The sequence below is a fragment of the Marininema halotolerans genome (assembly GCF_900116235.1).
Lineage (GTDB): Bacteria > Bacillota > Bacilli > Thermoactinomycetales > DSM-45169 > Marininema > Marininema halotolerans.
In genome coordinates this window covers 277,516-300,813 of record NZ_FPAA01000005.1, presented here as the reverse complement: position 1 = coordinate 300,813, position 23,298 = coordinate 277,516, and the positions used below count along the sequence as shown (strand labels likewise).

The 23,298-nt window shown below is 44.3% G+C and carries 19 protein-coding genes; 6 read left to right on the top strand and 13 right to left on the bottom strand.

Annotated features, from left to right (window positions below; translation table 11 throughout):
* Positions 1–12: 12 nt before the first annotated feature.
* Together CHX35_RS08870 and CHX35_RS08865 are read right to left on the bottom strand one after the other, a co-directional pair.
* On the bottom strand, positions 13–2,925 hold the full coding sequence (locus tag CHX35_RS08870) for an AAA family ATPase (RefSeq protein WP_091836679.1): 2,913 nt from the start codon (positions 2,923–2,925) through the stop codon (positions 13–15).
* Positions 2,922–4,061 (bottom strand): metallophosphoesterase family protein, encoded by a 1,140-nt coding sequence (locus CHX35_RS08865; protein ID WP_091836678.1) that lies wholly within the window; start codon positions 4,059–4,061, stop codon positions 2,922–2,924. Before CHX35_RS08865 ends, CHX35_RS08870 begins: the two co-directional genes overlap by 4 nt.
* A 127-nt stretch (positions 4,062–4,188) precedes the next feature.
* On the opposite strand from CHX35_RS08865, the gene CHX35_RS08860 reads away from it, so the two are divergent.
* Positions 4,189–4,662: a hypothetical protein gene (locus CHX35_RS08860; RefSeq protein WP_091836677.1), complete on the top strand. Its 474-nt coding sequence runs from the start codon at positions 4,189–4,191 to the stop codon at positions 4,660–4,662.
* Positions 4,663–4,810: 148 nt separating this feature from the next.
* Here the strand turns inward: CHX35_RS08860 and greA are convergent, their stop codons facing one another.
* The 3 genes from greA to CHX35_RS08850 form a co-directional block, all read right to left on the bottom strand.
* On the bottom strand, positions 4,811–5,287 hold the full coding sequence (greA, locus tag CHX35_RS08855) for a transcription elongation factor GreA (RefSeq protein WP_091836675.1): 477 nt from the start codon (positions 5,285–5,287) through the stop codon (positions 4,811–4,813).
* Positions 5,288–5,316: 29 nt separating this feature from the next.
* On the bottom strand, positions 5,317–5,460 hold the full coding sequence (locus CHX35_RS17535; protein ID WP_176391990.1) for a hypothetical protein: 144 nt from the start codon (positions 5,458–5,460) through the stop codon (positions 5,317–5,319).
* Positions 5,461–5,811: 351 nt separating this feature from the next.
* Entirely contained in the window at positions 5,812–8,076 is a 2,265-nt protein-coding gene (locus CHX35_RS08850; protein WP_091836673.1) for a DUF2339 domain-containing protein, read from the bottom strand.
* Between the two features lie 292 nt (positions 8,077–8,368).
* Here CHX35_RS08850 and CHX35_RS08845 point away from each other — a divergent pair, with 292 nt between their 5' ends.
* Complete coding sequence (locus tag CHX35_RS08845) at positions 8,369–9,712, top strand: FAD-binding oxidoreductase (protein ID WP_091836671.1); 1,344 nt, start codon at positions 8,369–8,371, stop codon at positions 9,710–9,712.
* Positions 9,713–10,064: 352 nt separating this feature from the next.
* On the top strand, positions 10,065–11,411 hold the full coding sequence (locus CHX35_RS08840; protein WP_091836669.1) for an FAD-binding oxidoreductase: 1,347 nt from the start codon (positions 10,065–10,067) through the stop codon (positions 11,409–11,411).
* Between the two features lie 245 nt (positions 11,412–11,656).
* On the opposite strand, the gene CHX35_RS08835 is transcribed toward CHX35_RS08840, so the two are convergent.
* The 3 genes from CHX35_RS08835 to asd form a co-directional block, all read right to left on the bottom strand.
* Entirely contained in the window at positions 11,657–12,877 is a 1,221-nt protein-coding gene (locus tag CHX35_RS08835; RefSeq protein ID WP_091836667.1) for an MFS transporter, read from the bottom strand.
* A 110-nt stretch (positions 12,878–12,987) separates the two neighbouring features.
* Positions 12,988–13,611: a rhomboid family intramembrane serine protease gene (locus tag CHX35_RS08830; protein WP_091836665.1), complete on the bottom strand. Its 624-nt coding sequence runs from the start codon at positions 13,609–13,611 to the stop codon at positions 12,988–12,990.
* 18 nt (positions 13,612–13,629) lie between these two features.
* On the bottom strand, positions 13,630–14,481 hold the full coding sequence (gene asd / locus CHX35_RS08825; RefSeq protein ID WP_091836663.1) for an archaetidylserine decarboxylase: 852 nt from the start codon (positions 14,479–14,481) through the stop codon (positions 13,630–13,632).
* 89 nt (positions 14,482–14,570) lie between these two features.
* On the opposite strand from asd, the gene CHX35_RS17840 reads away from it, so the two are divergent.
* On the top strand, positions 14,571–15,155 hold the full coding sequence (locus tag CHX35_RS17840) for a hypothetical protein (RefSeq protein WP_091836662.1): 585 nt from the start codon (positions 14,571–14,573) through the stop codon (positions 15,153–15,155).
* Between the two features lie 75 nt (positions 15,156–15,230).
* Here the strand turns inward: CHX35_RS17840 and CHX35_RS08815 are convergent, their stop codons facing one another.
* On the bottom strand, positions 15,231–17,207 hold the full coding sequence (locus CHX35_RS08815) for a peptidoglycan D,D-transpeptidase FtsI family protein (protein ID WP_091836660.1): 1,977 nt from the start codon (positions 17,205–17,207) through the stop codon (positions 15,231–15,233).
* A gap of 165 nt (positions 17,208–17,372) precedes the next feature.
* Between CHX35_RS08815 and CHX35_RS08810 the strand changes: the two genes are divergently transcribed.
* The gene (locus CHX35_RS08810; protein ID WP_091836658.1) at positions 17,373–18,668 is read left to right on the top strand and encodes a S8 family peptidase; all 1,296 of its coding nucleotides are present in this window, start codon (positions 17,373–17,375) and stop codon (positions 18,666–18,668) included.
* Positions 18,669–18,725: 57 nt separating this feature from the next.
* On the opposite strand, the gene CHX35_RS08805 is transcribed toward CHX35_RS08810, so the two are convergent.
* Complete coding sequence (locus CHX35_RS08805; RefSeq protein ID WP_091836657.1) at positions 18,726–19,856, bottom strand: S8 family peptidase; 1,131 nt, start codon at positions 19,854–19,856, stop codon at positions 18,726–18,728.
* An 87-nt stretch (positions 19,857–19,943) separates the two neighbouring features.
* Between CHX35_RS08805 and CHX35_RS08800 the strand changes: the two genes are divergently transcribed.
* Positions 19,944–20,438 (top strand): hypothetical protein, encoded by a 495-nt coding sequence (locus CHX35_RS08800; protein WP_091836655.1) that lies wholly within the window; start codon positions 19,944–19,946, stop codon positions 20,436–20,438.
* A 34-nt stretch (positions 20,439–20,472) separates the two neighbouring features.
* Here the strand turns inward: CHX35_RS08800 and CHX35_RS08795 are convergent, their stop codons facing one another.
* From CHX35_RS08795 to zwf, 3 genes are all read right to left on the bottom strand, one after another.
* Positions 20,473–20,844: a hypothetical protein gene (locus CHX35_RS08795; protein WP_091836653.1), complete on the bottom strand. Its 372-nt coding sequence runs from the start codon at positions 20,842–20,844 to the stop codon at positions 20,473–20,475.
* Positions 20,845–21,056: 212 nt separating this feature from the next.
* Positions 21,057–21,686 (bottom strand): cyclase family protein, encoded by a 630-nt coding sequence (locus tag CHX35_RS08790; RefSeq protein ID WP_091836733.1) that lies wholly within the window; start codon positions 21,684–21,686, stop codon positions 21,057–21,059.
* Positions 21,687–21,716: 30 nt separating this feature from the next.
* Positions 21,717–23,261 (bottom strand): glucose-6-phosphate dehydrogenase, encoded by a 1,545-nt coding sequence (gene zwf, locus CHX35_RS08785; protein ID WP_091836651.1) that lies wholly within the window; start codon positions 23,259–23,261, stop codon positions 21,717–21,719.
* Positions 23,262–23,298: the final 37 nt, after the last annotated feature.

Below are 23,298 nucleotides of genomic sequence, written 5' to 3'. Positions count from 1 at the left end.
CCTTTTTTATTCCTAAATCACTTGTCGTGTAAAGGGTATTCCCAATTCTTCTAACAAAAACCCTTCACGTTTTTGACAGGAACAAAGAATGACTTGATGAGTTTGTGACAACTCGCCCAGGATACGAAGGGACTCCGTTAACCGTTGATCATCAAAATGAACCAAACTATCGTCGAGGATAACCGGGAAAGGTGTCATATTTTCTGAGAAAAAACGAATCAAAGAGAGTCGAAGTGCAAAATACATCTGATCCATCGTTCCACGAGATAGGGATTGAACAGGTTGTCGTTGACCCGTCTCGGGTACAAAGACGCTTAATTCCAAACCCTCAGCAGGATTAATTAATAGATCTTGATATCGACCACCCGTAATCTTCTCAATCCACCGCGCAGCATATGGACGCAAGCGAGGAGCAATATCCTCTTGTACCTCTTCGACCGCTTCTAATAATACTGCTTTGGCTGTTTCAAGGGATGTCCGTTGATCTTGCAACGTTTTCAAACGTTCCTTGGCTTCTTCCCATCGCACCTCCCCTTCTGCTAATGATGGCATGCCATCCGCCCGAGCTTGTAACCGTTCATCCAGCTTCAATACCTCGACTTCCTTTTGCCGACAAAGGTGACTGACACGACCAAGTACCCCCTCTGCCTCTGAAAGCTCCGCCTTTAAATGAGGGAGAGGAATTCCTTCATCCTCCTTTACAAGTGTGGCAAGTTCTTCCTCCGTTTCCACGAGTCGTTTTTCCCATTCTTCCTCTTCCATGGCTTGAGTTAATTCCTCTTTTTCACGGAGGGTCTCACTGATTTGGTCATTCAACTGTCGTACTTGTTCGCTCGCCTCAATCCATTGTCTCCATTGATTAAAATCCTCAGTGCCAAGTTGTTTTGTCCACTGATCCAGCGCTTGATCGGTTTTTTCTAGAGCACCTTGAAGGTTTTTTTGCTCCTGTGTCAAGGTAATGGTCTCCAGTCGAATGCGCTGTCCAGTTTCACGTGCATGACGCGCCTCATCTGCCAACTTCGACGTTTCGTCCAACCATGCGTTGATATGATAATCTCCCAAGCGTTTGGTTAGTTGATTTTCTTCCGCCCAAGAAACTGCCTCTTGGAAAATTTCCTTGAGTCGCACTCGATACTGTCGATCGAGTTGATTCGCTGTCTCGCGCTCTTGAATCCGACTTCGTTGTTCATCTGCCTTTTTATGAAGTTCCACGAGGGATGATACATTCCAACGACTGTAGATCCCTTCTTGCTCTTTGATAACAACAGCTAACTCATCATAGGCAGACTGCAAAACCGTCCGTTTTTCACTGAGGTGAGTCCGAAGCATTTCAGGTTCAAGGCGACTTCCTTCTTCTTCCGTCACTTCCCTTTCTCTGCGCAATCGCTCCTGGTCCTCTTTCATACTGGAACGCTGAGCTAACCAGTTTTGATGTACTTGTCGGTCGACTCCCCAAAGTCGATAATATCGATAGAATGCCACACCACCGCCAAAGAGGATGAGGCACCCTAAGAATATCGATTGTTGCATCATAAGAGTAGCAATGATCAGACCGCCGCCTCCCATGAATAGCCACTTCGAACTTGCTTTTCCGGGAGGAATTTGCGAATCGACGACTTGACTAATAAATTCTTCTCGTTCAAAAAGATCAAGCCTTCGGGAGAGAGTCGCTGCCTCGTCTTCTAACTCTCTTCGACTACGACGATAACGATCTTCCCGTTCCTGAAGCTCCATCAATCGACGCGTATCCTTTTCTAATTGCATGCCTTTAATGCGATCATCCATGGTCCCCTTGGCATCCGGTACCTTTAGTTTTCCTTCGAGACGAGAAGCTTCATCAAGACGGTGGATCTGTCGCTGCAGGAGTGCTTCATCAAGGATTAGTAGCTGCTGATTTTCCTCTTCAACACGCTTTGTTTCCTTCTCTAAATAAGCTAATCGTTGATGGATCACCTCTAATCGTGTGATTGGAGTATTTCGTTCTTCAATTAAACGCTGCAACTCCTTACATTCTTCAACACTTAAAAGGTGTTGTGGCATCACTTGATGACGTCTCGCTTCTAATTGACGAAATTTAGAAGCCGTCGCTTCCCAACGAGAAAGACGATAGCGAAGATTATCTTCTTGATCTTTCAACACTTGAATACGTTCACTTCGCTGTACTTCGGCTTTCATCTCTGTGACAACTTCCTTCGCTCGACTTTCCTCTTTCTCCACAGTGAGCAACTCTTTCTTCAATGTTGCGAGTCGAGCTTGATCTCCACGTAAATCTTGATATAACTGACGTAATTTCTTTACTTCCTCCCCTAATCGTTCTACCTCCAGCACCGTAGCGCCATAGGGTTTACTTTTCGATTGCTCGGTTTTTCCAATCCGTTGAATGGCTCGTTCAAGCCGCTCGAGGGCCGGCTTTAAATCCGTCTCTTCCCCTTGGGTAATAATTTGCCGAATTCGTTCCACCACATGCCGGTCATCGCCACTTTTTTGCGATTCGATATGGAACACCCGATTAAACAGATCAGCAGACAGCCCAGTTAATCCTTCAATGAATTGCCGATCCTTCCGTCGATCCATAGCAAATTCTTTGGTCAGTTCTTGACCAGTCTTTCTTACTACCAGTTGTTCAATTTCATCCTCCCACCGTAACGATCGAATCAATCGGTATTCCTGTTCACCGATAGTAAAATCGATCTCTCCCCCATAGTGATCACTGCTCCAGGGTTGGTACACCTCATACCAATCCGCTTTTTGTCTGCGGGTAACCCCCTCTTTCTTCCCCCCATACAAAAGGGCATCAAGACCCTGAATCATTGTTGATTTACCAGCTTCATTAGGCGCTTCCAGAAGATTTAACCCTTCATTAAAATGAAAGGTTCGCTCCACCAATCGCCCAAAACCTCGGAAAGCGAGTCGTTCAATTTTCAACCTCTACTCACCTCCGAAGCTAGAAGCGCATCAAGACCTTGGTACAATGCACGCTCTAACATCTCACGATCCTCTTCCTTTGCTTCTTTCAAACGTTCCTGCATCCTGCGTAGAAACACTCCGGTTAATCCCTCAACTTGCGCCAATTTCTCCAGATCATAGTCAGGGATCGTCTCATCGACCAATTCTACATAAAAGAATCCTTCCTCCTCCAATTGAAGCAAAAGCCAATCCTCTGAGAGTTCAAAATCAATCTTACGCCGCCCTTGCAATATAAGGCGATAGCAATTGCACCGGTTCTGTTCAGAAGGGGGGATTTTTTCAAGAATACGATCACGAAGTTCCACTTCAGTATTACAACCTGTTACAAGGATTTCATCCATGCAATAACGTCGCTGTTCGATGGGAATCGATTCGATATGAAGAAATTCTTGTGTGAATTGACCAAAAATCACACGACGTTCCCCAGTTTCTTTCCAATTGAGCGCCTCAGGAGAACCTGGATAAGAAACCTTTGTTTTTCGTTGATTATTCAGTTCGATATCCTTTGCCTTATGCATATGACCCAAGGCGATATAATCCATCGCTAATGGAGTAAGTTTTTCTTCTGAAATTGGATAGTATGGGGAATCCTCTTGCATGGGAAAAGTACCATGAAGGATCATGATACGCCGTTCCTCCGTTTCATCCTGGACAACAGGATAGGACGCCACGCCTTCTTCGAATTGGGTAAATCCCCGTCCCCATACTCGAAGGTTGGCATCGGGAAACCATATCGTTTCCCATTCATCTGAAAAAAAATGCGTGTTTTCTGGCCAGGACAAGGTTCGATAATAGGAATCTTCTCGAAAGGGATCATGATTCCCCGGAGAGATCAATATATTCGTATCTGGAATTTTTTTAAATTGATTGATAATCCATGTTGCCGTTTGTCGTCTTGCTTTTGCATATTCTAAAAAATCTCCAGCAATAAAGAGAAAGTTCACCTTCCGTTCCAAGCAAAGCTCCACAATACGAAGAAAGGTTTTGCGATAATCTTCCTTGCGAGTGGCAAGTTGACGTTCGTCCCCTTTCAATCCACGAATCGGCAAATCGATATGTAAGTCGGCTGTATGGATAAAAGTTATATCACGCATGAACGTCCCACCTTGTATAAGAAGTACTGTACAGTCTCTACTTCAAATTTCAACATGGAACCCTTGTTGTATGAATCACCTTTTATTTTCCCAAAATAGGAAGGAATACAAAAAAGGGGGCTTTTCCATGCATCGCTTTTTTGGTTTGATCCTTGGTTTGACTTGCATGCTGTTTAGCATTACTTTACCCGCTATCTCGGATGCAGCAACCCCACCTGCTCGGATTGCAGAAGTCAAGGGTGTTCAAGTCCACCAAGGAAAAGGGAAATCATTTACGGTGAATCGGATCAGCCAATCCGAACTGGAACACGTGTTAGCTGGGGTCGATCGCATGATGGGGATGCGTACCTCCCATTTACCTGATGAGTACGTAAAATTTCGTTTTCCTAAGCCGGTTGTCCTTTCAACCTCACCTGTGGGTCATCCGATCCGAGAGATTATCATCACACGACCGACGAAGGTCTGGGAACCCCCACGCCTTCTCATCAAAAATCAACAACAACAATGGGTTGAATACCATAGCCGCCAGTCATTAATGCCACTCCTGGATCGAATAAAGGCAACTACCCACAAAATCGATTCCCTACATGCCTTGGTTTAATCATCCATCTCCTTAAAGCCCCCCTGAAAATTAGGGGGGTTTTATACAACCCGTTTAAACCTAACCTTTACCAACCCATCATATGAAAGGTTCGCGTGGAGTTCAATGCAAAAATCTCCCGTCTAAGACGGGAGATCATTAAAAACCTTTAATTGATCGATACGATCTTAAATTCGATGGTGCCAGAAGGAGCAGGAACTTTAATGGTATCGCCCTCTCGTTTACCGATAAGTTCAGAGCCAATTGGCGATTCATTGGATATCTTCCCTGAAATCGGATCCGATTCCGCACTACCAACGATTGTATAGGTCTCTTTATCGCCATCGGGTATTTCCTGAATGGTTACCTTTACTCCCACACCAACAAAACTTTTATCTTCCGTATCCGTGTGGATGATTTTTGCATTGCGAATCATATTTTCTAACGTAACAATTCGAGCTTCGACAAAAGCCTGTTCTTCTTTTGCAGCGTCATACTCCGCATTTTCACTCAAATCTCCCTGAGCAATTGCTTCTTTTAACCGTTGAGCAACTTCAGGACGCCTTTTCGTACGAAAGGTTTCTAGCTCGCCTTTGATTTTAGCAAGCCCTTCTTCTGTCAACAGCACTTCTTTTTTTTGTGCCATACCGATTCCTCCTTAGAAAACAACATCTTTCACAGCATAAAATTGTAAGTGTAAGCCTTTTCATGACAGGTTCCAATCGGAGAGTACGGATCCGCCTCTCCTACCACAATCGGTTGTGGTTGAATCATATTCAAACCGATTGGACTCCATCCCATGTTTATCAAATGATCCAACAAATTCTTCCTACTGCGCACGCGAGGGGCTTTACTTCGGTTCCGTAAGCTACCTCTAGGAAGGAGAACTCGGTGTTTACGAGGGAGCAATTGGACTGAGTGATATAGTATCACAAATACTTCCACCTTAAAAGAGAGCGCCCTCTATTTTAAATCCGCTCCGAACGGAAATATTCTCCAAATCCCATGGATCATCGCATCCATTCATCTTGCATTCCCTTGAATCAAGTGTTCATCACATATCCATCCTACTCGTTAAAATTCTGCACACTCTCTTTTCGATTCTCACCAATCTCAGCATCTAATATCCTCATTGATAAATCAGCGACTTTTCGATTGTTCCACTAAATCTCACACCTTAAACCTATCTCGGTATTTTTGATAAAGGAAGGAAATCCCCAAGAGAATTAGCCCTAAGAATATAAAGGACAAAATCCGAAATACCGTATCCAAAAAGGAGAGATCCCATAAGAAAATCTTTATAATGCTGATCCCAGATAGACCAATGGACATCCACCGCAAAATTTTTATGTTGCGAAAAATCCCTATGCCCATCAAACCAAGTGAATAAACTAGCCAAACCCCTGATAAGGTCAGCCCTTCTGCATTAATTAAAAATGAATCCTGTGCCCCGATTTGTAACCGCCCGTAGATATTACTAATCTCTACAGTGACCCAGATAAACCCGAATAAAGAAGGTAACGCTAGACCATACATACGAAGAAACGAGGGAATATCCATGGATTTTTTTATCCAGCGCACCCCCAACCCTATCGCAAGGAAAAAGATCGTAAATGCGGCTCCACGAAGGTTGACTAAGGGTACATAACTCGTCACAGGGAGGGGGGAGATCCATGCAACAACCAATAATGTCACGGTACCTAAACCAAAGGATCCCCCTCCAATCCAGAGGAGAGCACTTGGTCCTTTTTTCAGTAATCCATTGGTAAAAAATACGACACCATACACGAACCAGGTAATGATCAAGAAATACGTCAAAGTAATCCCCTTACTCTCCCCACCATCAAACCAACTGACAATTTCTACTGAAATCATTATCCATAAGAATACCGCCCAGGAACCATGTAACCCATGACTTTCCCAATTGATCGAACCGTTGTTTGTGACTCGTCTAAACCACTTCGCTACAAGCCCCATACTGATAGAAAGGATAATGGTCAGTAGCATGCGACTATTTAGTACAGGGTAGGATTTAGACAACGTACTCAACCCATTGATTACCGTTAAAAAACTTCCGAGCCAAAAAAGGCTCAATGACATGATTCGTAAGTACTTTTTCTGCGCCACATTTGCCCACCAACCTAAGGCGACTGCTGCCAACGTCCAGAGGATAATCAACAGCCAGCTTGAAGATTGATCAAGGTAAAATCCTGGCGGTACGTTACTAACAAGCCATGCGGTTCCCCAACAATACGACACCAGCGCAATGCCTACTCGTAACCCTTCTAAGCGAAGCGAGGAGGTATCCTTTTGTCGGAAAACCAGCCACAAATATAAACCGGTAACCAATAACATTAACCATGCCAGCCAACTCCGTTGGAAAGTAAGCCCCAATCCTTGCATCATGATGAGTAAGACCATTGCATTTGAACCAATCGTAACGATCCCCAGTAATCCAGACGACCGTTGCTGTTCTCCGAAAATACCTATTAACCAAAAATACAAAAGAAAAAGAAGGGGGTATAGCAGACTGGTAGCGGAATTCAAACAAAAAGCACTAACAAAGGAGATCGTAGTAACCTGTGCCAAGAGATGAAGTAGTGACCACTGTTTGCCACGCCCTCCTAGCCAAATCATCCCTGTATTAAACAACATTCCGTAAAGCAGTACCGCCACACTCATCCCACCTGTTGCACCTAGCAAAAAGGGAGACAGAAATCCCCCCAACCACGAGAGAATACTGATTGCTAACGATTGGGCACGAAGGGCACTTATTACACCACTTGCTGTAACAAGCGCCATGAGTAATAAGGAAAATTCCATTGAAAAGAGATGATAAAATTGATTGGCTGCATAGATCGTAACGTATCCAATCGCCACACCTGCCCCCGTAAGACCATGGGAAAAAATCGAGAATTTTTTTTTGCGAAATCGTTCCCCCAATACCATCAAGAAAACGCCTGCTCCTCCACCTAAAGCAATCCGCATCCATTCATGAATCCAATTTTGTTCAAAGGCATATTGGAGAAAAAAAGCAACCCCAAGAAAAAGGGCAAACGCCCCGATACGATTTAATAGTCGTCCACCAATAAACACTTCCCATCCTTCTTTGAGGAAAGAAGACCCATTTTTTTCTTTGGGTTCTACTGGGAGGGGAGCGGGTGCTGGTATATATGGTGTGAATGGCTCAGCATTGGCATATGCTTCGTCATTCCCTTCACTCATTGGCTGAGCCGATTCATGTGTAAGCAAATCATCCTTCACAAGTGGAGAGGGAGAAGGGGGTACCTCCGGTTGAGTAGGCACCCACTCTTGTACAATTTCTATTTTTCTTAAACGTTTCTCCAAATGCGACATGCGAACCACGGTGTAGATGAGAAGTCCACCCATTCCGATTAGAATGAGCCACTGAAATAAAACAATGGCTTGTAGCATGGTTTTTTGCCTCCTTAAAAAACACTCAATATTCAGTTGATCCTATGTTTAATCATTTTCAAAATTGCAATTCATTGCAATTCATTTTTATACTTTTTTCAACTGCGCGTTCTCAGCAAGAGGGGGGTGTTTATATAAATAATAAAAAATATATTTATTATATAAATAAATTATTAATTTCAATATAGACATACATCTAATTAACTAATAAATTATAAATAAGCCCATCCCCTACACTAATCTCCTTCATAGAATGTAGCAGTGATTATTTGCTCTAAAGGGGTGAAGATGAGTGACATCAACCACACAGCTTACTGGGCGCGTTATCTTTCAGGGTGATCCCGGATACAATGTGGCCCGTAAGAATTGGGATCCCCGTACGGATCGATTCCCCAAAGTGTTTGTTTTTGCTCAACGAACAAAAGATGTGGTCAATGCAATCAAGTGGGCCCGTGAAAATCATGTCCCTATCCGACCGAGAGGGGGAAGACATTCTCTAGAAGGTAATTTCTCACAGGTCAACGGGGGCATTGTCATCGATGTAAGTGATATCAATCACATCAGGCTAGATAAAGTCAACGGAACGGCAACGATCGGAACAGGCAACCGTGTCGGAAGAATCGCACACACCCTTGCACGGCAAGGATTTATCATGCCTTTTGGTGATAGCCCTTCGGTTGGGCTTGGGATCCTACCCGGTGGGGGGATTGGTCCCTACCAACGGACGACAGGCCTCATCAGCGATAACCTGCTTGAGCTGGAAATGGTTGATGCGAATGGAAAAGTGATTCGTGCTAACAAAAGCCGTAACGCGGATCTCTTTTGGGCTACCCAAGGGGGAGGTGGCGGTAATTTTGGTGTCTACACGCAATACAAATTAAAAGTACCCCCTGCTCCCGCCAATGCTACCGTCTTTAGCATCACCTGGCCATGGGATCAATTTGAAGAAGTCTTTAAAACATGGCAGGTATGGGCTCCCGCCGTCAATGACAAACTGGGTAGCGAATTATCCATTGGACCAAAAAAAGGGGGCAATGTCTCGATGCTTGGTCTATTTCTTGGACCAAAGGCCGAGGCCGTCCGACTATTAACCCCCATTACAAGCGTGGGCACCCCCACGAAATTCATTCAATTGTTACCCTACACGCAAGTGGTGCGTTTTTTATTACAGCCTGACCCAGTGCTTACTCATCCATTCAGAAGTCAGTTCTCATCGGGCTTCGCTAGACGCCCCTTCCCCGAGCCTGCTATCAAGGTGATGCGCCAATTTTTAGAGAACATAGAGGGAAAAGAAGCAGGATTCTTCTTTCTCAACTGGGGTGGCGCTGTAAGTCGTGTGGCACCTCGGGCGACTGCATTCTTTTGGCGTGATCCGCAGTTTTATGTGGAGTGGAACACCTCATGGCTCAAGCCATCCGAGTCTGCCAAAAATATTGCGATCGTTCGTAATACCCGCCAAAAGTTACAGCCCTATATCGTGGGAAGCTATGTCAACGTTCCGGATCTAGGGATTAAAAATCCTGGGCTCGCTTACTATGGCGCTAACTTCTTTCGATTACGACGAGTAAAAACGAAGTATGACCCTGACAATGTGTTTAGAAACCCGCAAAGCATCCCCCCTCTTCGCAGACCTTAAAGCGATGGGCTACGCTACTCATGTCATATCCATTCATTCATGATACTGGGTCATTTCCATGAAATATTACAAATACACATGCCGTCCCTAAAAACTAGGTGGCGGTATTTATTTATGCCAACCCATTACAGATTGCTTCAGCCATTTTCCCACACGCTCTCCTCCTTTGATTGCCAGATCAAAGCCTAATAAATATTAAATTATAAAATAAAATAATGCACAACCACAAACAATTAAATTTCTCGTCTTAATTTTGTAGGTTGGCATCATATCATAAACTAAGCCCATTCCCTACACTAATCTCCTTCATAGAATGTAGCAGTGTTTATTTGCTCTAAAGGGGTGGAGATGAGTGACATCAACCACACAGCTTACTGGGCGCGTTATCTTTCAGGGTGATCCCGGATACAATGTGGCCCGTAAGAATTGGGATCCCCGTACGGATCGATTCCCCAAAGTGTTTGTTTTTGCTCAACGAACAAAAGATGTGGTCAATGCAATTAAGTGGGCTCGTGAGAATCATGTCCCTATCCGACCGCGATGTGGAAGACATTCTCTAGAAGGTAATTTCTCACAGGTCAACGGGGGCATTGTCATCGATGTAAGTGATATCAATCACATCAGGCTAGATAAAGTCAACGGAACGGCAACGATTGGAGCAGGCAACCGTGTCGGAAGACTCGCACACACCCTTGCACGGCAAGGATTTATCATGCCTTCTGGTGATAGTCCTTCGGTTGGGCTCGGGATCTTGCCTGGCGGGGGAATTGGTCCCTACCAACGGACAACAGGCCTCATCAGCGATAACCTGCTTGAGCTGGAAATGGTTGATGCGAGTGGAAAAGTGATTCGTGCTAACAAAAGCCGTAACGCGGATCTCTTTTGGGCTACCCAAGGGGGAGGTGGCGGTAATTTTGGTGTCTACACGCAATACAAATTAAAAGTACCCCCTGCTCCAGACAATGCTACCGTCTTTCGCATCACCTGGCCATGGGATCAATTCGAAGAAGTCCTTAAAACTTGGCAGGTATGGGCTCCCACCGTCAATGACAAACTGGGTAGCGAATTATCCATTGGGCCAAAAAGGGGGGGCAATGTCTCGATGCTTGGTCTATTCCTTGGATCAAAGGCAGAGGCCGTCCGGCTTTTAACCCCCATTACAAGCGTGGGAACCCCCAATAAATTCATTCAATTGTTACCCTACACGCAAGTGGTGCGCTTTTTATTACCCCCCGACCCGGTGCTAACACACCGGGTCAGAAGCCAATACTCATCCGCTTTCGCTAGACGTCCTCTCCCGGAACCTGCCATCAAGGTGATCCGTCAATTTTTAGAGAAAGTGACAGGGAAGAAGGACGCAGGAATTTTCTTTCTCAACTGGGGTGGAGCTGTAAGCCGTGTGGCACCTCGAGCGACTGCATTCTTTTGGCGTGATCCGCAATTTTATATGGAATGGAGCAGCGCATGGCTCAAACCATCCGAATCAGCCAAAAATATTGCGATCGTTCGTAATACCCGTCAAAAGTTACAGCGCTATATCGTAGGAAGTTATATAAATGTTCCAGATTTAGGGATTAAAAATCCTGGGCTCGCTTACTATGGCGCTAACTTCTCTCGATTACGACGTGTAAAAACAAAGTATGACCCTGACAATGTATTTAGAAACCCCCAAAGCATCCCCCCTCTTCGCAGACCTTAAAAGATGTACCGCCTGTTCGTGACATAAAGACATCGATGTCCTCATTGCTTGCAAATAGGAAAGCCGTTCCCAAAATGGGTGACGGTTTTTATTTTGCTGATCGCTTCAGCCACTTTTTACCCTGGCTGATTTATCTCAATGTGTACCCACCCTGTTAAATTACTACGAAACAAAAGAAAACACGTTTCACTTTTGCGCACAAAAAAAAACCGCAACTCAATGCGGTTAATGAGGTTGTACAACCATTATTCTTGTTCCAACAAGGGTACCTTGCGAATCATCACCCAAGTAATTACCTGAACAAAACTAAAAGGAATGATCAACCAACGCAATTGAATCATGGTGGGCATGCGAGTCACCCACCATAAAAAGACAAGAACCGCAAAGATCCTTCCTATATTCAGAGCCAACTCCCGTGCAACGACATATTCCACACGAAGTTCAGCAGTTTCTTGACTTTCGCCAATGACATCAAATACAGCAGAGGTCAGGGGCACCATATAAATGGGATAAAAGAGCGCCGAACCCACTCCTAAAATCACTAAGGTCCAGGCCTCAATATGCCACACCAAAGGAAGAGCGACAATCCCTAACATCATTGTACCCACTAAAATACTTTCATCTCGCCAACTAATCCTCATATAACGTCCAACGATAAAGTAGGCGATTAATCCGCTTAACGAGGAGACGGTAAGATAACTCCCAAGAGCAAATTCATCCCGGGTAGCCACATAAATCAGAAGGCTGATTAAAAAAGCAAATAGCCCTTCACGCATTCCCTGTGCAATCATCGCCAAATTTACCCAAAACCAATGATTTCCTTTCCCTGGCTTTCTACACAGTTTCAGGATTTCAGATAGTTGGTAATGACCATTGGCACTACGTCGTTGCAACATAAAGCTTACTGCGACAGCCGCCAAGAAAACCAAGAGTGACAGACTAAAAATGATGCGATAGCCTGTAAAGTGATCGATATGAGTAATCACCCACCCGGAAATCAATGGCGCTATAATCCCTGCAATCGATGTAAATAACCCACTAAATCCATTAAAAATATCCCGATTGTATTTCTCTGTGATCTCAAAATAAAGGACATTAAAGGATAACCAAAAGAACCCCGAACCGATTCCCAAAAAACTTCCTAACAATAATACATGGTTAACTGCATCTTTTCCCATTAACAAGACCGATAGATAAAATGCCGCCAAAAGTACAACACCAATACGGATAGCAATCACCCGATCCACTTGCTTTGCCAATCGGCCCGCAAAAATAAAAGTCACAGCCATCATTAGATAATTCGCTAAATGAAACTGACCAATCATACCAAAATCATTTTTGATTTTCCAAAAGTATACATTTACAAAGGTATTGGATAACGCAGTGGATATGGCAAATAAGCCACTGATCAAAAGAAGTAACCATGCTGAACGATCCAAGCGATCTGTATCTCCAAATAAACGCATAGGCCTCACCACCCATTAGTCTACCCAACACCTTTTTGATTACAAAAAAACCGTCTAGGTAAAAACTTCACCTAAACGGTTTCCCTGAACATGTATAGAGACCCAATTAATTATTCATCGGGGTACTCCCTCTGCTTTTCATATTTCCCACGCAATAAGGGACCCGCTAAACACATCCCAGCAAATAACCCACCCAAATGACCTACTAAATCAACGGATGGACTGATCACACTAACCACCAAGTTAATACCCACTAAAGCAAGAATGCTCTTTCCTGCCTGTTGATCCATGGCGCCCCTTCGGAATAAAATCAGATACAGGTAAACCCCAAATAATCCATAAATCGCGCCTGATGCCCCTGCTTTAATGCCGATTGGATTGAGCGTTGTCGATGCAAGGTTTGCAAAAAATCCTGTCCCCATATAAAGAAGGATAAATCGCCATTTACCGAATAACCATTCCAGCTGAGGACCTAACAGATATAGAGCAAAGCTATTGAAGAGTAAGTGGGCGATTCCAATATGGATAAACAACGGGGTGATTAATCGCCACCATTCCCCTTGCTCCAAATGAGCTTGTTCAAGGGCTCCAAATCGTAATAATGTATTGACATTCGTAGAACCCCCATTAAAAGTCATCAATAAAAAGATCCCTAATTGTATCAACAAGAGACAGGTGACGATCGGAAAATAGGATCGAAACCGACGCAATGGCAATTGTGTATGATTAAACATAAATATCCTCCCGACTCCCTATCGCTCTACTTGACAACGAGCAAGGGCTTCACCCATTCGTATGGTATCCCCTGGTTGTAACTGTTTCAGCCATTTCACGCGGTCTGCTTGAAATAAAAGAATCACTGTGGATCCAAACTCAAAACGCCCTAATTCCTCCCCTTTATCAATCCACACAGGTTTCTTATATGTGCGTCGCTCCACTTTCTTTTTCTTTGGGTGATTCGTGTAGACTTCCGGTTCATACGTCACCCGAATACTCCCCACGTTGGTTGCACCCACTTTGATGACAGCAACCTCTCCACATGGGGTCTCCAAAAGAGTAATCAAACGTTCATTCCGTGCAAAGAGTCCATGGACACGTTGTACCCCCAGTTCATTCACAGGGAACAAACTACCTGGAATATAGGTAAACTCCGTTACCTGACCCGATACAGGTGCATGAATACGATGATAATCCCTCGGACTAAGATACAATGTAAGAAATTCTCCGCCAAGGAAACGAGCAGATAACGAGGCATCGCCACCCAACAGGGCTTCTAAAGAATAGGTTACACCTTTTGCCTGTAACAGCATCCCTTCCTTAATCGGGCCACTTTGTGATACCGTTCCATCCACTGGGCTGGTAATCATTTGGGGATCGGAATTAATTGGACGGGCTCCTTCTTTCAACCCTCGCACAAAAAAATCTAATAAGGTGGGATAGGCGGCCACTGGGTGTTCCGCTTCCGCTATGTCCACATTAAACCGTTTGATGTAGTAAGGAATAATGTGACGACTCAAGGATGAACGAGCAAACTTTCCCGTCCATCGAGAAATGGTTTTTTTCGGTAATGCTTTCAAAGCCGTTATCAGTAGCTGGTCCTTCATTGCTGTCCTCCTCAACCAATAAATAGTCGACATTTATATGAGTGATTCCCTTGTTTCGGGACACAATATTAGCCACGGAGGTGATACCCATGGCTTACCAACCAAAAGGGGCATCCAAAACTAACGCCCAACAGGTTCGCCAGCAAAATCAGCAAGCTAGTCAGCAAAACAAGTACAAGAATGAATTTGCTTCTGCTTCAAATGCTGCTTCAAATGCTCAAGCTGCTCAGAATTCACAGCAGAAAGCTGCAGCACAGAATCAGTACAAGAATGAATTCGCTTCTTCTGCTGCGAATGCTAAGCAGTCTGCAAGTAATCAACAGCAGAATGCAGCTCAACAGCAACAACAGTACAAGAACGAATTCGCTTCTTCTGCTGCAAATGCTCAACAAGCTCAACAAGCTGCTCGTAACCAACAGCAACAGTACAAGAATGAATTCGCTTCTTCTGCTGCAAACGCTCAACAAGCTCAACAAGCTGCTCGTAACCAACAGCAACAGTACAAGAACGAATTCGCTTCTTCTGCTGCAAACGCTCAACAAGCTCAACAAGCTGCTCGTAACCAACAGCAACAGTACAAGAACGAATTTGCTTCTTCTGCTACAACGAACGCTCAACAAGTTCGGAAGCAAAACAAGCAGTCTCAAGCAAACAAAGGGAATCAACAGAAGTAACCTCATGATATTGGATCCCACCCCACTTTTGTGGGGTGGGATCTTTCATAATAACGGTCCTTTTTTGTCGGCTAGCTATTTCTTTTCTTTCATAAAGCGTTTGTAATAATTGGTAATTAAACTCTCTGCTATCGGACCTGCACCACGGCCTCCATAGCCTCCTTCTGGAACAATTACTGCTACGGCTATCTGGGGATCATCTGCTGGTGCAAACGCAATAAAAACCGAATTTTCCACGCGCCCACGCCCAGGAATATCCTGTTCAGACGTCCCCGTTTTCGCAGCAACCTTAAACGGAAGACCCCGAAACAAGTGAGACGCAGTCCCTCCTGGTTGGGTAACAGCAACCATTCCATATTTTACCGTTTTGAAGTGACTCGCATCAATTTCTGAGGTGTTCAGCAGTTCAGGCTTAATTTCCTCGATTTTTCCTTTTTTATCAATCTTTTCGACCAATTGAGGCTTCATTCGTTTCCCGTTATTTGCTACAGTCGCTGTATATTGAGCCAATTGCATGGCTGTATAACGTTGGGCCTGTCCAAAGGAAGCTAACACCATTCCACTCAAACCAGAATATCGATCCGCAATCGACAGATAATCCTCTGTCCCATCTGATTCTCCTTTTAACGGAACTTCGGACATGGAACCGAGTCCAAACTGATGTGTCAATTGTTGAAACTCTTTTACACTCTTTTTCCCATCTTTATGATACCACCGACTACCGACCCAAGAAAAAAAAGTATTGGCTGATTTGGCTAATGCTTTTTTCACATTTAACATGCCATAATTATGGTTACTTGAATTTCGAATCGGTGCAGTCGATGGTGCATAATAGAATGCACCTGGATCTTTAAAGGGAGTATACGCTGTAATTAACCCCTTATCCAACCCCATTAGTGCCATCATCGGTTTAAATGTCGATCCGAGTGGAAGTACAGACAGTGGATGACGACGGTATTCCTTATCGGGGTCATCTGCATACCTAGCATCATAGGGAGCTTCCGAAATGGTTCCATTGCGAATGGTATATGCCAATTTATTATAATCTTGCGATGTGACAGAACCGTTCCATATGTTCGGATCATAGTCGGGATAGCTAATCATCGAACGAATTCGTCCACTCTTTACTTCCATTGCCACCGCATAGGCATTCCGAGCATAGGGAGACCGATCTCTACCAGGTGCTTGATTTCGTAAATATGAAAGATGTTGTTCAACTTTCTTTTCTGCCTCTAGTTGCATCTTCTCATCCAATGTGGTGTACAACTTATTTCCAGAACGCGGATTCACTTTTTTAATAACTTCCTGTACTTTTCCTGCTGAATTAACCCGAACAATACGGTACCCGTTTTTTCCTCGCAATTGATCTTGATAGCTATATTCCAGACCATCCATCCCTACTTGTTCCCAATCGAGATAATCGTCACTATCTGACTTTTTGGATGCCTTTTTATACTTTTCAAGGGAATTTTTAGCTCCTTGGAAAGGGCGAACATAGCCAAGCGTCTGAACAGCAAAGGAATCCTTGCGATACTCCCTCAGTGGCTCAAGAATCACGTTCACCCCTTTAAATTCCGAAGGATGTTCAGATAATCGAGCCACCTCCTTCTCTGTTAATCGATCTTTAATCTTTTTTGGATAGTACGGGGGTTGTTTCCGTGCCACTTGCTTGCCCTTCGTATCCAATCCTACATCCATGTTTTTTAATACTTCCTTTAGGGACATCCCCAGGGATGCAGCCAACTTTTTAGCGGTCATTCGTTTTTGTTCTGTGGTCTGATCCGTTTCTAGATAAATGGCAGTATATAGCGGTTGGCTCCCTACGAGAAGTTTCCCTTCATGATCAACGATGTTTCCCCGAGGCGCAACAATGGGGATTTGTTTAAAATTATTTTCTGCTGCTAATTGGTGATAGGTTTCCCCACTACTCAACTGTACCCAACTCAATCGCAGAAGTAAGGCTACGAATAATAGAAATACTGTCAACCACAAAATATGGAGCCGTTGAAAAGTAAATTCTTTTTCATCTCGGCGGCGCTGAGAATTCAACATAGGTAGTCGCTTCAACCTCTCTCAATCTCTGCAATTTACCCCATTAGTTTAACATAAAATTTACTTAAGCAAGAAACACCTCACTAGGCAAACGTGGTTACCTCACAGGGGCTTACGACATATCCTGCTATGAGATGAAATTCATAGATAGGAGATCGATAGAAGATGGCCCTAGCTGAATTCCAATGGATCCGCCAACATGGAAAACGAATGGATTCAGATTTAAGAACCTCTTTGATTCGTCGTTTATCCATTCTCCGCTGGGTGCCTTGTATCATGCACCGCGCGTTCTTACCAGCACTTCAACGCTTTCGTCGCCTTCCTGTTTTAGTCCAGCTCAATGAAGAGACGATCACCAGCAGTGCTCTGCAAAAGAACCTCCAAAGTTCCCATGCTTCACACTCCACCTATTATTCCAGCATTCAAACTTATCGCGTACATCTCACCCTAAAACAGTTACAAGAAACCGTCACATGCCCAGAAGTACGACGAATTTACCTGGATCGAAAAGTCTACACCCTACTTGATGTAGCGACCAAAGCAACGAACGCCCCCATCGCCTGGGAGCATGACAATGAAGGGGATGGGGCAACGATCGCGATTGTGGATACAGGTATTCATCCTCATCCGGATTTAACAAAACCTCAATCCCGTATCATCGCCTTTAAGGACTTTGTTAAAAATAAAACGAAACCCTACGATGACAATGGTCATGGTACCCATTGTGCAGGAGATGCTGCAGGGAATGGTTTTTCTTCTCAGGGAAACTATCGCGGTCCTGCACCTGAAGCAAAGTTGATTGGTGTCAAAGTTCTCGCCCGTGAAGGTTCAGGTAATTTGTCCACGGTGATTGCAGGCATTCAATGGTGTATTGATCATCGTGCACAGTATCAGATACGAGTGATTTCCCTCTCGCTTGGAAGTCGAAGTATGACCAATTACGAAGATGATCCCGTCTCGCAAATTGTTGAAAGAGCTTGGGAGCATGGCATCGTTGTTGTCGCTGCTGCAGGAAATGATGGTCCCGACTCGGGTACGATATCAAGCCCTGGTAATCATCCGCGAATTATCACCGTGGGAGCGACTGATGACCATGGAGAACCCAATGGTACTAAACAAACGATTGCCTCTTTTTCCAGCCGTGGCCCTACCCTTGATGGAATCTCTAAACCGGATATCGTAGCACCTGGAACCGATATTGTCTCCTTACGCGTGAAACGATGTTACATTGATAAGATGTCTCCAGAAACGCGTGTCGGCGAGCATTATTGCACATTATCTGGTACTTCCATGGCAACCCCCATCGTGGCTGGACTCGTTGCCCTACTCATCACTCGTCACCCTGATTGGTCACCGGATCAGATCAAAGAAGCATTAATAAAGCACGCAAGCGATATTCAAGAGGATAAAAATTCCCAAGGTGCAGGAAGTGCTCACTTAGACTCATCCCTTATCCATTAATTAAAACAGAGGTCAGAGCGTCCCAAAAGGGGCTCTGACCTCTGTTTATTTGGTTCCTCATGGTACATACCGCCCCATATACCTTGCCAATAATTGAACCGATCGATGTGCATTTAATAATCCAACATCTGAATTATGTGAAATCGAAACGGTTGAATCCATTAAAATCTTTCGTATCTGATCCGGTGTGAGTTCGGAACGAAGATAAAGGAGAAGTGCAGCGGTTCCTGCAACATGAGGGACAGCCATCGACGTGCCACTCATTTCTCGTGTGCCTCGATTTAGCCATGCGGAGCTTACTTTATCCCCTGGCGCTGCAATGTCCACACCAGGACCTGTATTACTAAAACTTGCAATCTCTCCCCCTCGGTCGGTGGCTGTCACGCCAATCGTCTCAGAGAAGCGAGCCGGATAATCAATCTCCCCAGAGGTTCCCTGATTCCCTGCGGCTGCAACCATTACAAGTCCTTTTTGGTAAGCGGTTCGTATGGCTTGCCCTAAGGTATCGGATACCCTTGCCATCCCAAAACTCATATTCACAACATTCATTTTATTCTCGATACACCAATTAATTGCGGATAACAAGTCCGAAAGATTGGCACTTCCCTTCCGGTTAAATGCTTTAACCGCATACAAATTAACCCGTGGAGCCACTCCTAATAAATCTTCAGCGCGACCTGCAATCGTTCCCGCAACGTGGGTACCATGACCATTGTAATCGTGGGGCGTAAACATCGGAGAGAGGATATTGATTCCGCCCTTGTAATTATCACGTACAGCCGGGTGATCGCTAGCAATTCCTGTATCAATCACTGCTACGTTCACATTGCGTCCTTTGGTATAACGCCATACCTTATGGGCATCGATCCGCTTGACACCCCAGGGAAGCCGATCAGTATTCTCCGAGACCTCTCCAATATAAGGGTCAGTAATCGTCACACGGGAATCTGGTTCCCAGTAGGCAACATCAGGATGACCTTCAAGACTATATAGACCATCTTCCCCATAAAATTCTCCGATCACTACCCCTAACTGAGGAAGTACACGCACCGGGCGTCCACCGCATCGATTCATCTCTCGAAGGCAAAAATTAGGACTCCTGTAGCCTTTTAAATGAAAGATTTTTCTCACCCGTGGTCTACGGTTGAACATCGGTAACGTGCCCGGCAACCAATCGGGCTTCGTCATGTCGACTCATCTCCTTCACTCACTGTTAAACCCTGGCTTGAATATATTGAGACCGATCCAGATCTAAATGATAGGAAGGTGGTGCCATTGAAACCGCCAAAACTGTACACCTCACCCTCACGACCTACTCGGAAAAGAGCCCAGAGAAAAAAATCATCTCCACATCGTAAGACTGTCAACTCTCCTGCCATCTCTGCTTCACGAGAGGTTGCAAAGTCTCCTCGCCTCTCCCAACGGATGGATGATATCCACTCTCTTTCACAACAGATTCGCACTTACGCCTCAAAGATGGACCAATGGCTTAGTGTCGTCTCCAACCTAACTGAAGCCATTCGCGACAAGGATGCATTGCAAAATGTCCTAAAAGCCCTCTCAGAGATTAAACCTGTAAAGAAAGCCAATTCATCAAATGATTCCGATCCAGATTCCAAAAATGAATCGAATCCAGTTGCGAAGAATCAACTTCCTGCGCCACCAAAGCCCTTTTCCAAAAGTGGTGATAGCCTTTATGACCTTCTCAATTCACCCAGTCTGCCTGCATTAGTTGACAAGGTGATGTCAAACAAAAAGAATCGACGATGACATTTTTGAATGGGCTGCTATAGCAGCCCATTTTTTAGCCGCGAATCCCCTTTGTCCCTTTTCTTCTCTGGCGGCGATTCGCTTTGACCGCTTTTCCTTGGGTTTCTTCAACCAATCGTACCGATTCCTCAGGCATATCTGTATGACCAGAAAGTTGTCGGAACGCTTCTGGTGCATTTCCTGCCCCCATTACCGTATCCATCATTTGTTTTAATTGCGTATTCGATAACGGAGCTTGGGTGAGTTGACGAAGATATTCAAAAAATCCATCCAACCCTTGACGAGCATAGCTGGCTTTAGCATCGTGTAATAGTTGATCCATTATTTTTTCGTTGGCTACATTACTCCCAACGGTCTGATTGATCCAATCTGCGAAGTGTTTTTTTGTTAATTCTGAACCAGACATGGGATCCCTCCTCCTTTAATGGGCCTCTCTGACCTTTACACCCTACTTGTATGTCATTCTTGGGGTAATGCACACGTCAGACACCCACTCTATTTAAAAAAGGGCTTTAACCTACTGTATTTTTTTTATTTTATTTAATATAAAATAAAAAACCTCTCAACCAGAGCGGCAAGAGGTTTTTTATTTGATTGATCCCTAAATGTTTTTATCATTTATACCGGAATACCATCGAATAATAAAACGCGTGCAGGGGCAGCTTCTGTATCAATCAATTTGATGGGGGCAGCGACCATAAAATAAATCCCTTCCGGTACTTCGCTTAAACGCAACCCTTCAATGATTACCACACCCGCATGGAATAGCGACTTATGAGTGGGGTGTCCCGGTTGATTCCGCTCAATTCCCAGCGCATCAATTCCTACTCCCCGTATTTTTCTTTCTGCTAACCAACGAGCGCCATCTTCTGCAAGAAAAACGAACTCAAAATCAAAATCATCCCGTTGGGAGTTCTTTGTCTTTAGCAAAAGAAAATCGCCTTCTTCCACTTCAAATCGTTCTAAGTCAGCAGAACCAATTCCTCCAGATATACCCGATAGATCTAACACTTTTGCTTCACCCGTCAATGTTTCTAAAGGAAGAGACTCCATCGTCCCTCCTTCTGGGAGCATATGAAGAGGTGAATCTACATGGGTACCCGTATGTACATCAAGAGAAATACGAGACTCTCTAGCTGAACTGGTATCAAAGTCTTGGATGCATTCAATTGTGGGTTTTTTTTCTGGTTTATTTTTATAAACTGCCATTCCTTCGTGGATTGACATCGAGATATCGTATAGTTTCATCATCGAAAAACTCCCTTCATCTTGCCTTTTTCATTCATTGATCTCCTGTCCATGGATGACTGATTTATCCATGGGATGGTATGGTGAATACCATTGAAAGCCATCTCGATTCAGCAATGCATCCGACTCCTTCGGACCTTGTGAACCTGCCTCATAAGTCGCCAAATTTTCTCCTCCGTCTTTATCCCATGCCCGTCGAATCGGATCAATAAACTTCCATGCTAGGGAAACTTCTTCCCAATGGGTAAAGAAAGTACGATCCCCTTCCAAGGCATCACGAATAAGGCTTTCATAGGCCTCTGGGGTATCCACTCCACAATTATTACAAAAATCCATCACAATGGGAACGACTTGATTCGCCACTCCTGGTTTCTTAGCATTGATTTGCAAGGCAAGTCCCTCTTCAGGATTAATCTTGATGACGAGAAGGTTCGGACCCAAGTCATTGTCTTTATTAAAGTATAAGTTTTTCGGAACATCACGGAACTGAATGACAACTTCAGTTGATTTTTCATCCATTCGTTTCCCTGTGCGGATATAAAAGGGAACACCTGACCAGCGAAAATTATCAATATAAAGCTTACCTGCTACAAAGGTTTCATTTACCGAATCTGCTGGAACATTTTCTTCCGCCACATAAGAAGGAACTTCTTTTCCATCCATCAGACCTCCCGTATACTGTCCCCGTATGATGTAACGATCCACATCTTCCTCATCATAGCGACGCAACGAACGTAACACCTTTACTTTTTCATCATGGATCGCCTCTGGTTTTAATCGACTTGGAGGCTCCATGGCAACCATCATCAATAACTGCAAGATATGATTTTGCACCATATCGCGAAGGGCTCCTGCATGGTCGTAGTAGGAAGCGCGATTTTCGACCCCAACCGTCTCTGCCGCAGTAATTTGGACGTTACTGATGTACCGATTATTCCACAGATTTTCGAACAACGAATTGGCAAAACGAAGCATTTCAATATTTTGCACCATTTCTTTTCCTAAATAATGATCGATACGATAAACTTCATCCTCGGGGAATGAACCATTAATTTGTGCTTGCAAAGATTTTGCTGATTGATAATCACGCCCAAAGGGTTTTTCGATCACTAACCGCTTCCAACCGTTCTCCTTTTCTGTTAACCCACCCGCTTTTAAGTTTTCTGCAACGGTACCAAAAAGTTCGGGAGCCACCGCTAAATAAAAAAGTCGATTGCCTGGCAAAGAGAATTGCTTTTCTTGGTTTGCAACCGTTATCGCCAGCTCTTTATACGAACTTGCATCATTCACATCAACAGGAAGATAATCAAAGCGTTCAGCAAAGGCTGACCAATCATTTTCATCCTCCACCTTGATTCGTGCATACTGCATGACGGCTTTCCTTAAGAATTGTCGATATTCCTTTGTCTCCCGTGGGGAGCGACCCACACCTAACACAGAAAAGTTCTCAGGTAAAAAACCACTTCGATGTAATGTATATAAGGCCGGAAATAGCTTCCTTTGTGCCAAGTCACCGGCACCACCAAATATCACCATAGCAAACGGTTCAATGGAGCTAGATTGAGCATTTGTCATGTTGCTTTCACCCCTGTTCTTGATCCTCTCTTTACTA

Excerpts from the sequence above, each read along its gene's own strand:
- CHX35_RS08815 (WP_091836660.1), bottom strand. The coding sequence starts at position 17,207 with ATGTTGAATTCTCAGCGCCGCCGAGATGAAAAAGAATTTACTTTTCAA.
- CHX35_RS08810 (WP_091836658.1), top strand. The coding sequence starts at position 17,373 with ATGGCCCTAGCTGAATTCCAATGGATCCGCCAACATGGAAAACGAATG.
- CHX35_RS08835 (WP_091836667.1), bottom strand. The coding sequence starts at position 12,877 with ATGCGTTTATTTGGAGATACAGATCGCTTGGATCGTTCAGCATGGTTA.
- CHX35_RS08860 (WP_091836677.1), top strand. The coding sequence starts at position 4,189 with ATGCATCGCTTTTTTGGTTTGATCCTTGGTTTGACTTGCATGCTGTTT.
- CHX35_RS08795 (WP_091836653.1), bottom strand. The coding sequence starts at position 20,844 with ATGTCTGGTTCAGAATTAACAAAAAAACACTTCGCAGATTGGATCAAT.
- CHX35_RS08850 (WP_091836673.1), bottom strand. The coding sequence starts at position 8,076 with ATGCTACAAGCCATTGTTTTATTTCAGTGGCTCATTCTAATCGGAATG.
- CHX35_RS08790 (WP_091836733.1), bottom strand. The coding sequence starts at position 21,686 with ATGAAACTATACGATATCTCGATGTCAATCCACGAAGGAATGGCAGTT.
- CHX35_RS08805 (WP_091836657.1), bottom strand. The coding sequence starts at position 19,856 with ATGACGAAGCCCGATTGGTTGCCGGGCACGTTACCGATGTTCAACCGT.
- zwf (WP_091836651.1), bottom strand. The coding sequence starts at position 23,261 with ATGACAAATGCTCAATCTAGCTCCATTGAACCGTTTGCTATGGTGATA.
- CHX35_RS17840 (WP_091836662.1), top strand. The coding sequence starts at position 14,571 with ATGGCTTACCAACCAAAAGGGGCATCCAAAACTAACGCCCAACAGGTT.
- greA (WP_091836675.1), bottom strand. The coding sequence starts at position 5,287 with ATGGCACAAAAAAAAGAAGTGCTGTTGACAGAAGAAGGGCTTGCTAAA.
- CHX35_RS08830 (WP_091836665.1), bottom strand. The coding sequence starts at position 13,611 with ATGTTTAATCATACACAATTGCCATTGCGTCGGTTTCGATCCTATTTT.
- asd (WP_091836663.1), bottom strand. The coding sequence starts at position 14,481 with ATGAAGGACCAGCTACTGATAACGGCTTTGAAAGCATTACCGAAAAAA.
- CHX35_RS08865 (WP_091836678.1), bottom strand. The coding sequence starts at position 4,061 with ATGCGTGATATAACTTTTATCCATACAGCCGACTTACATATCGATTTG.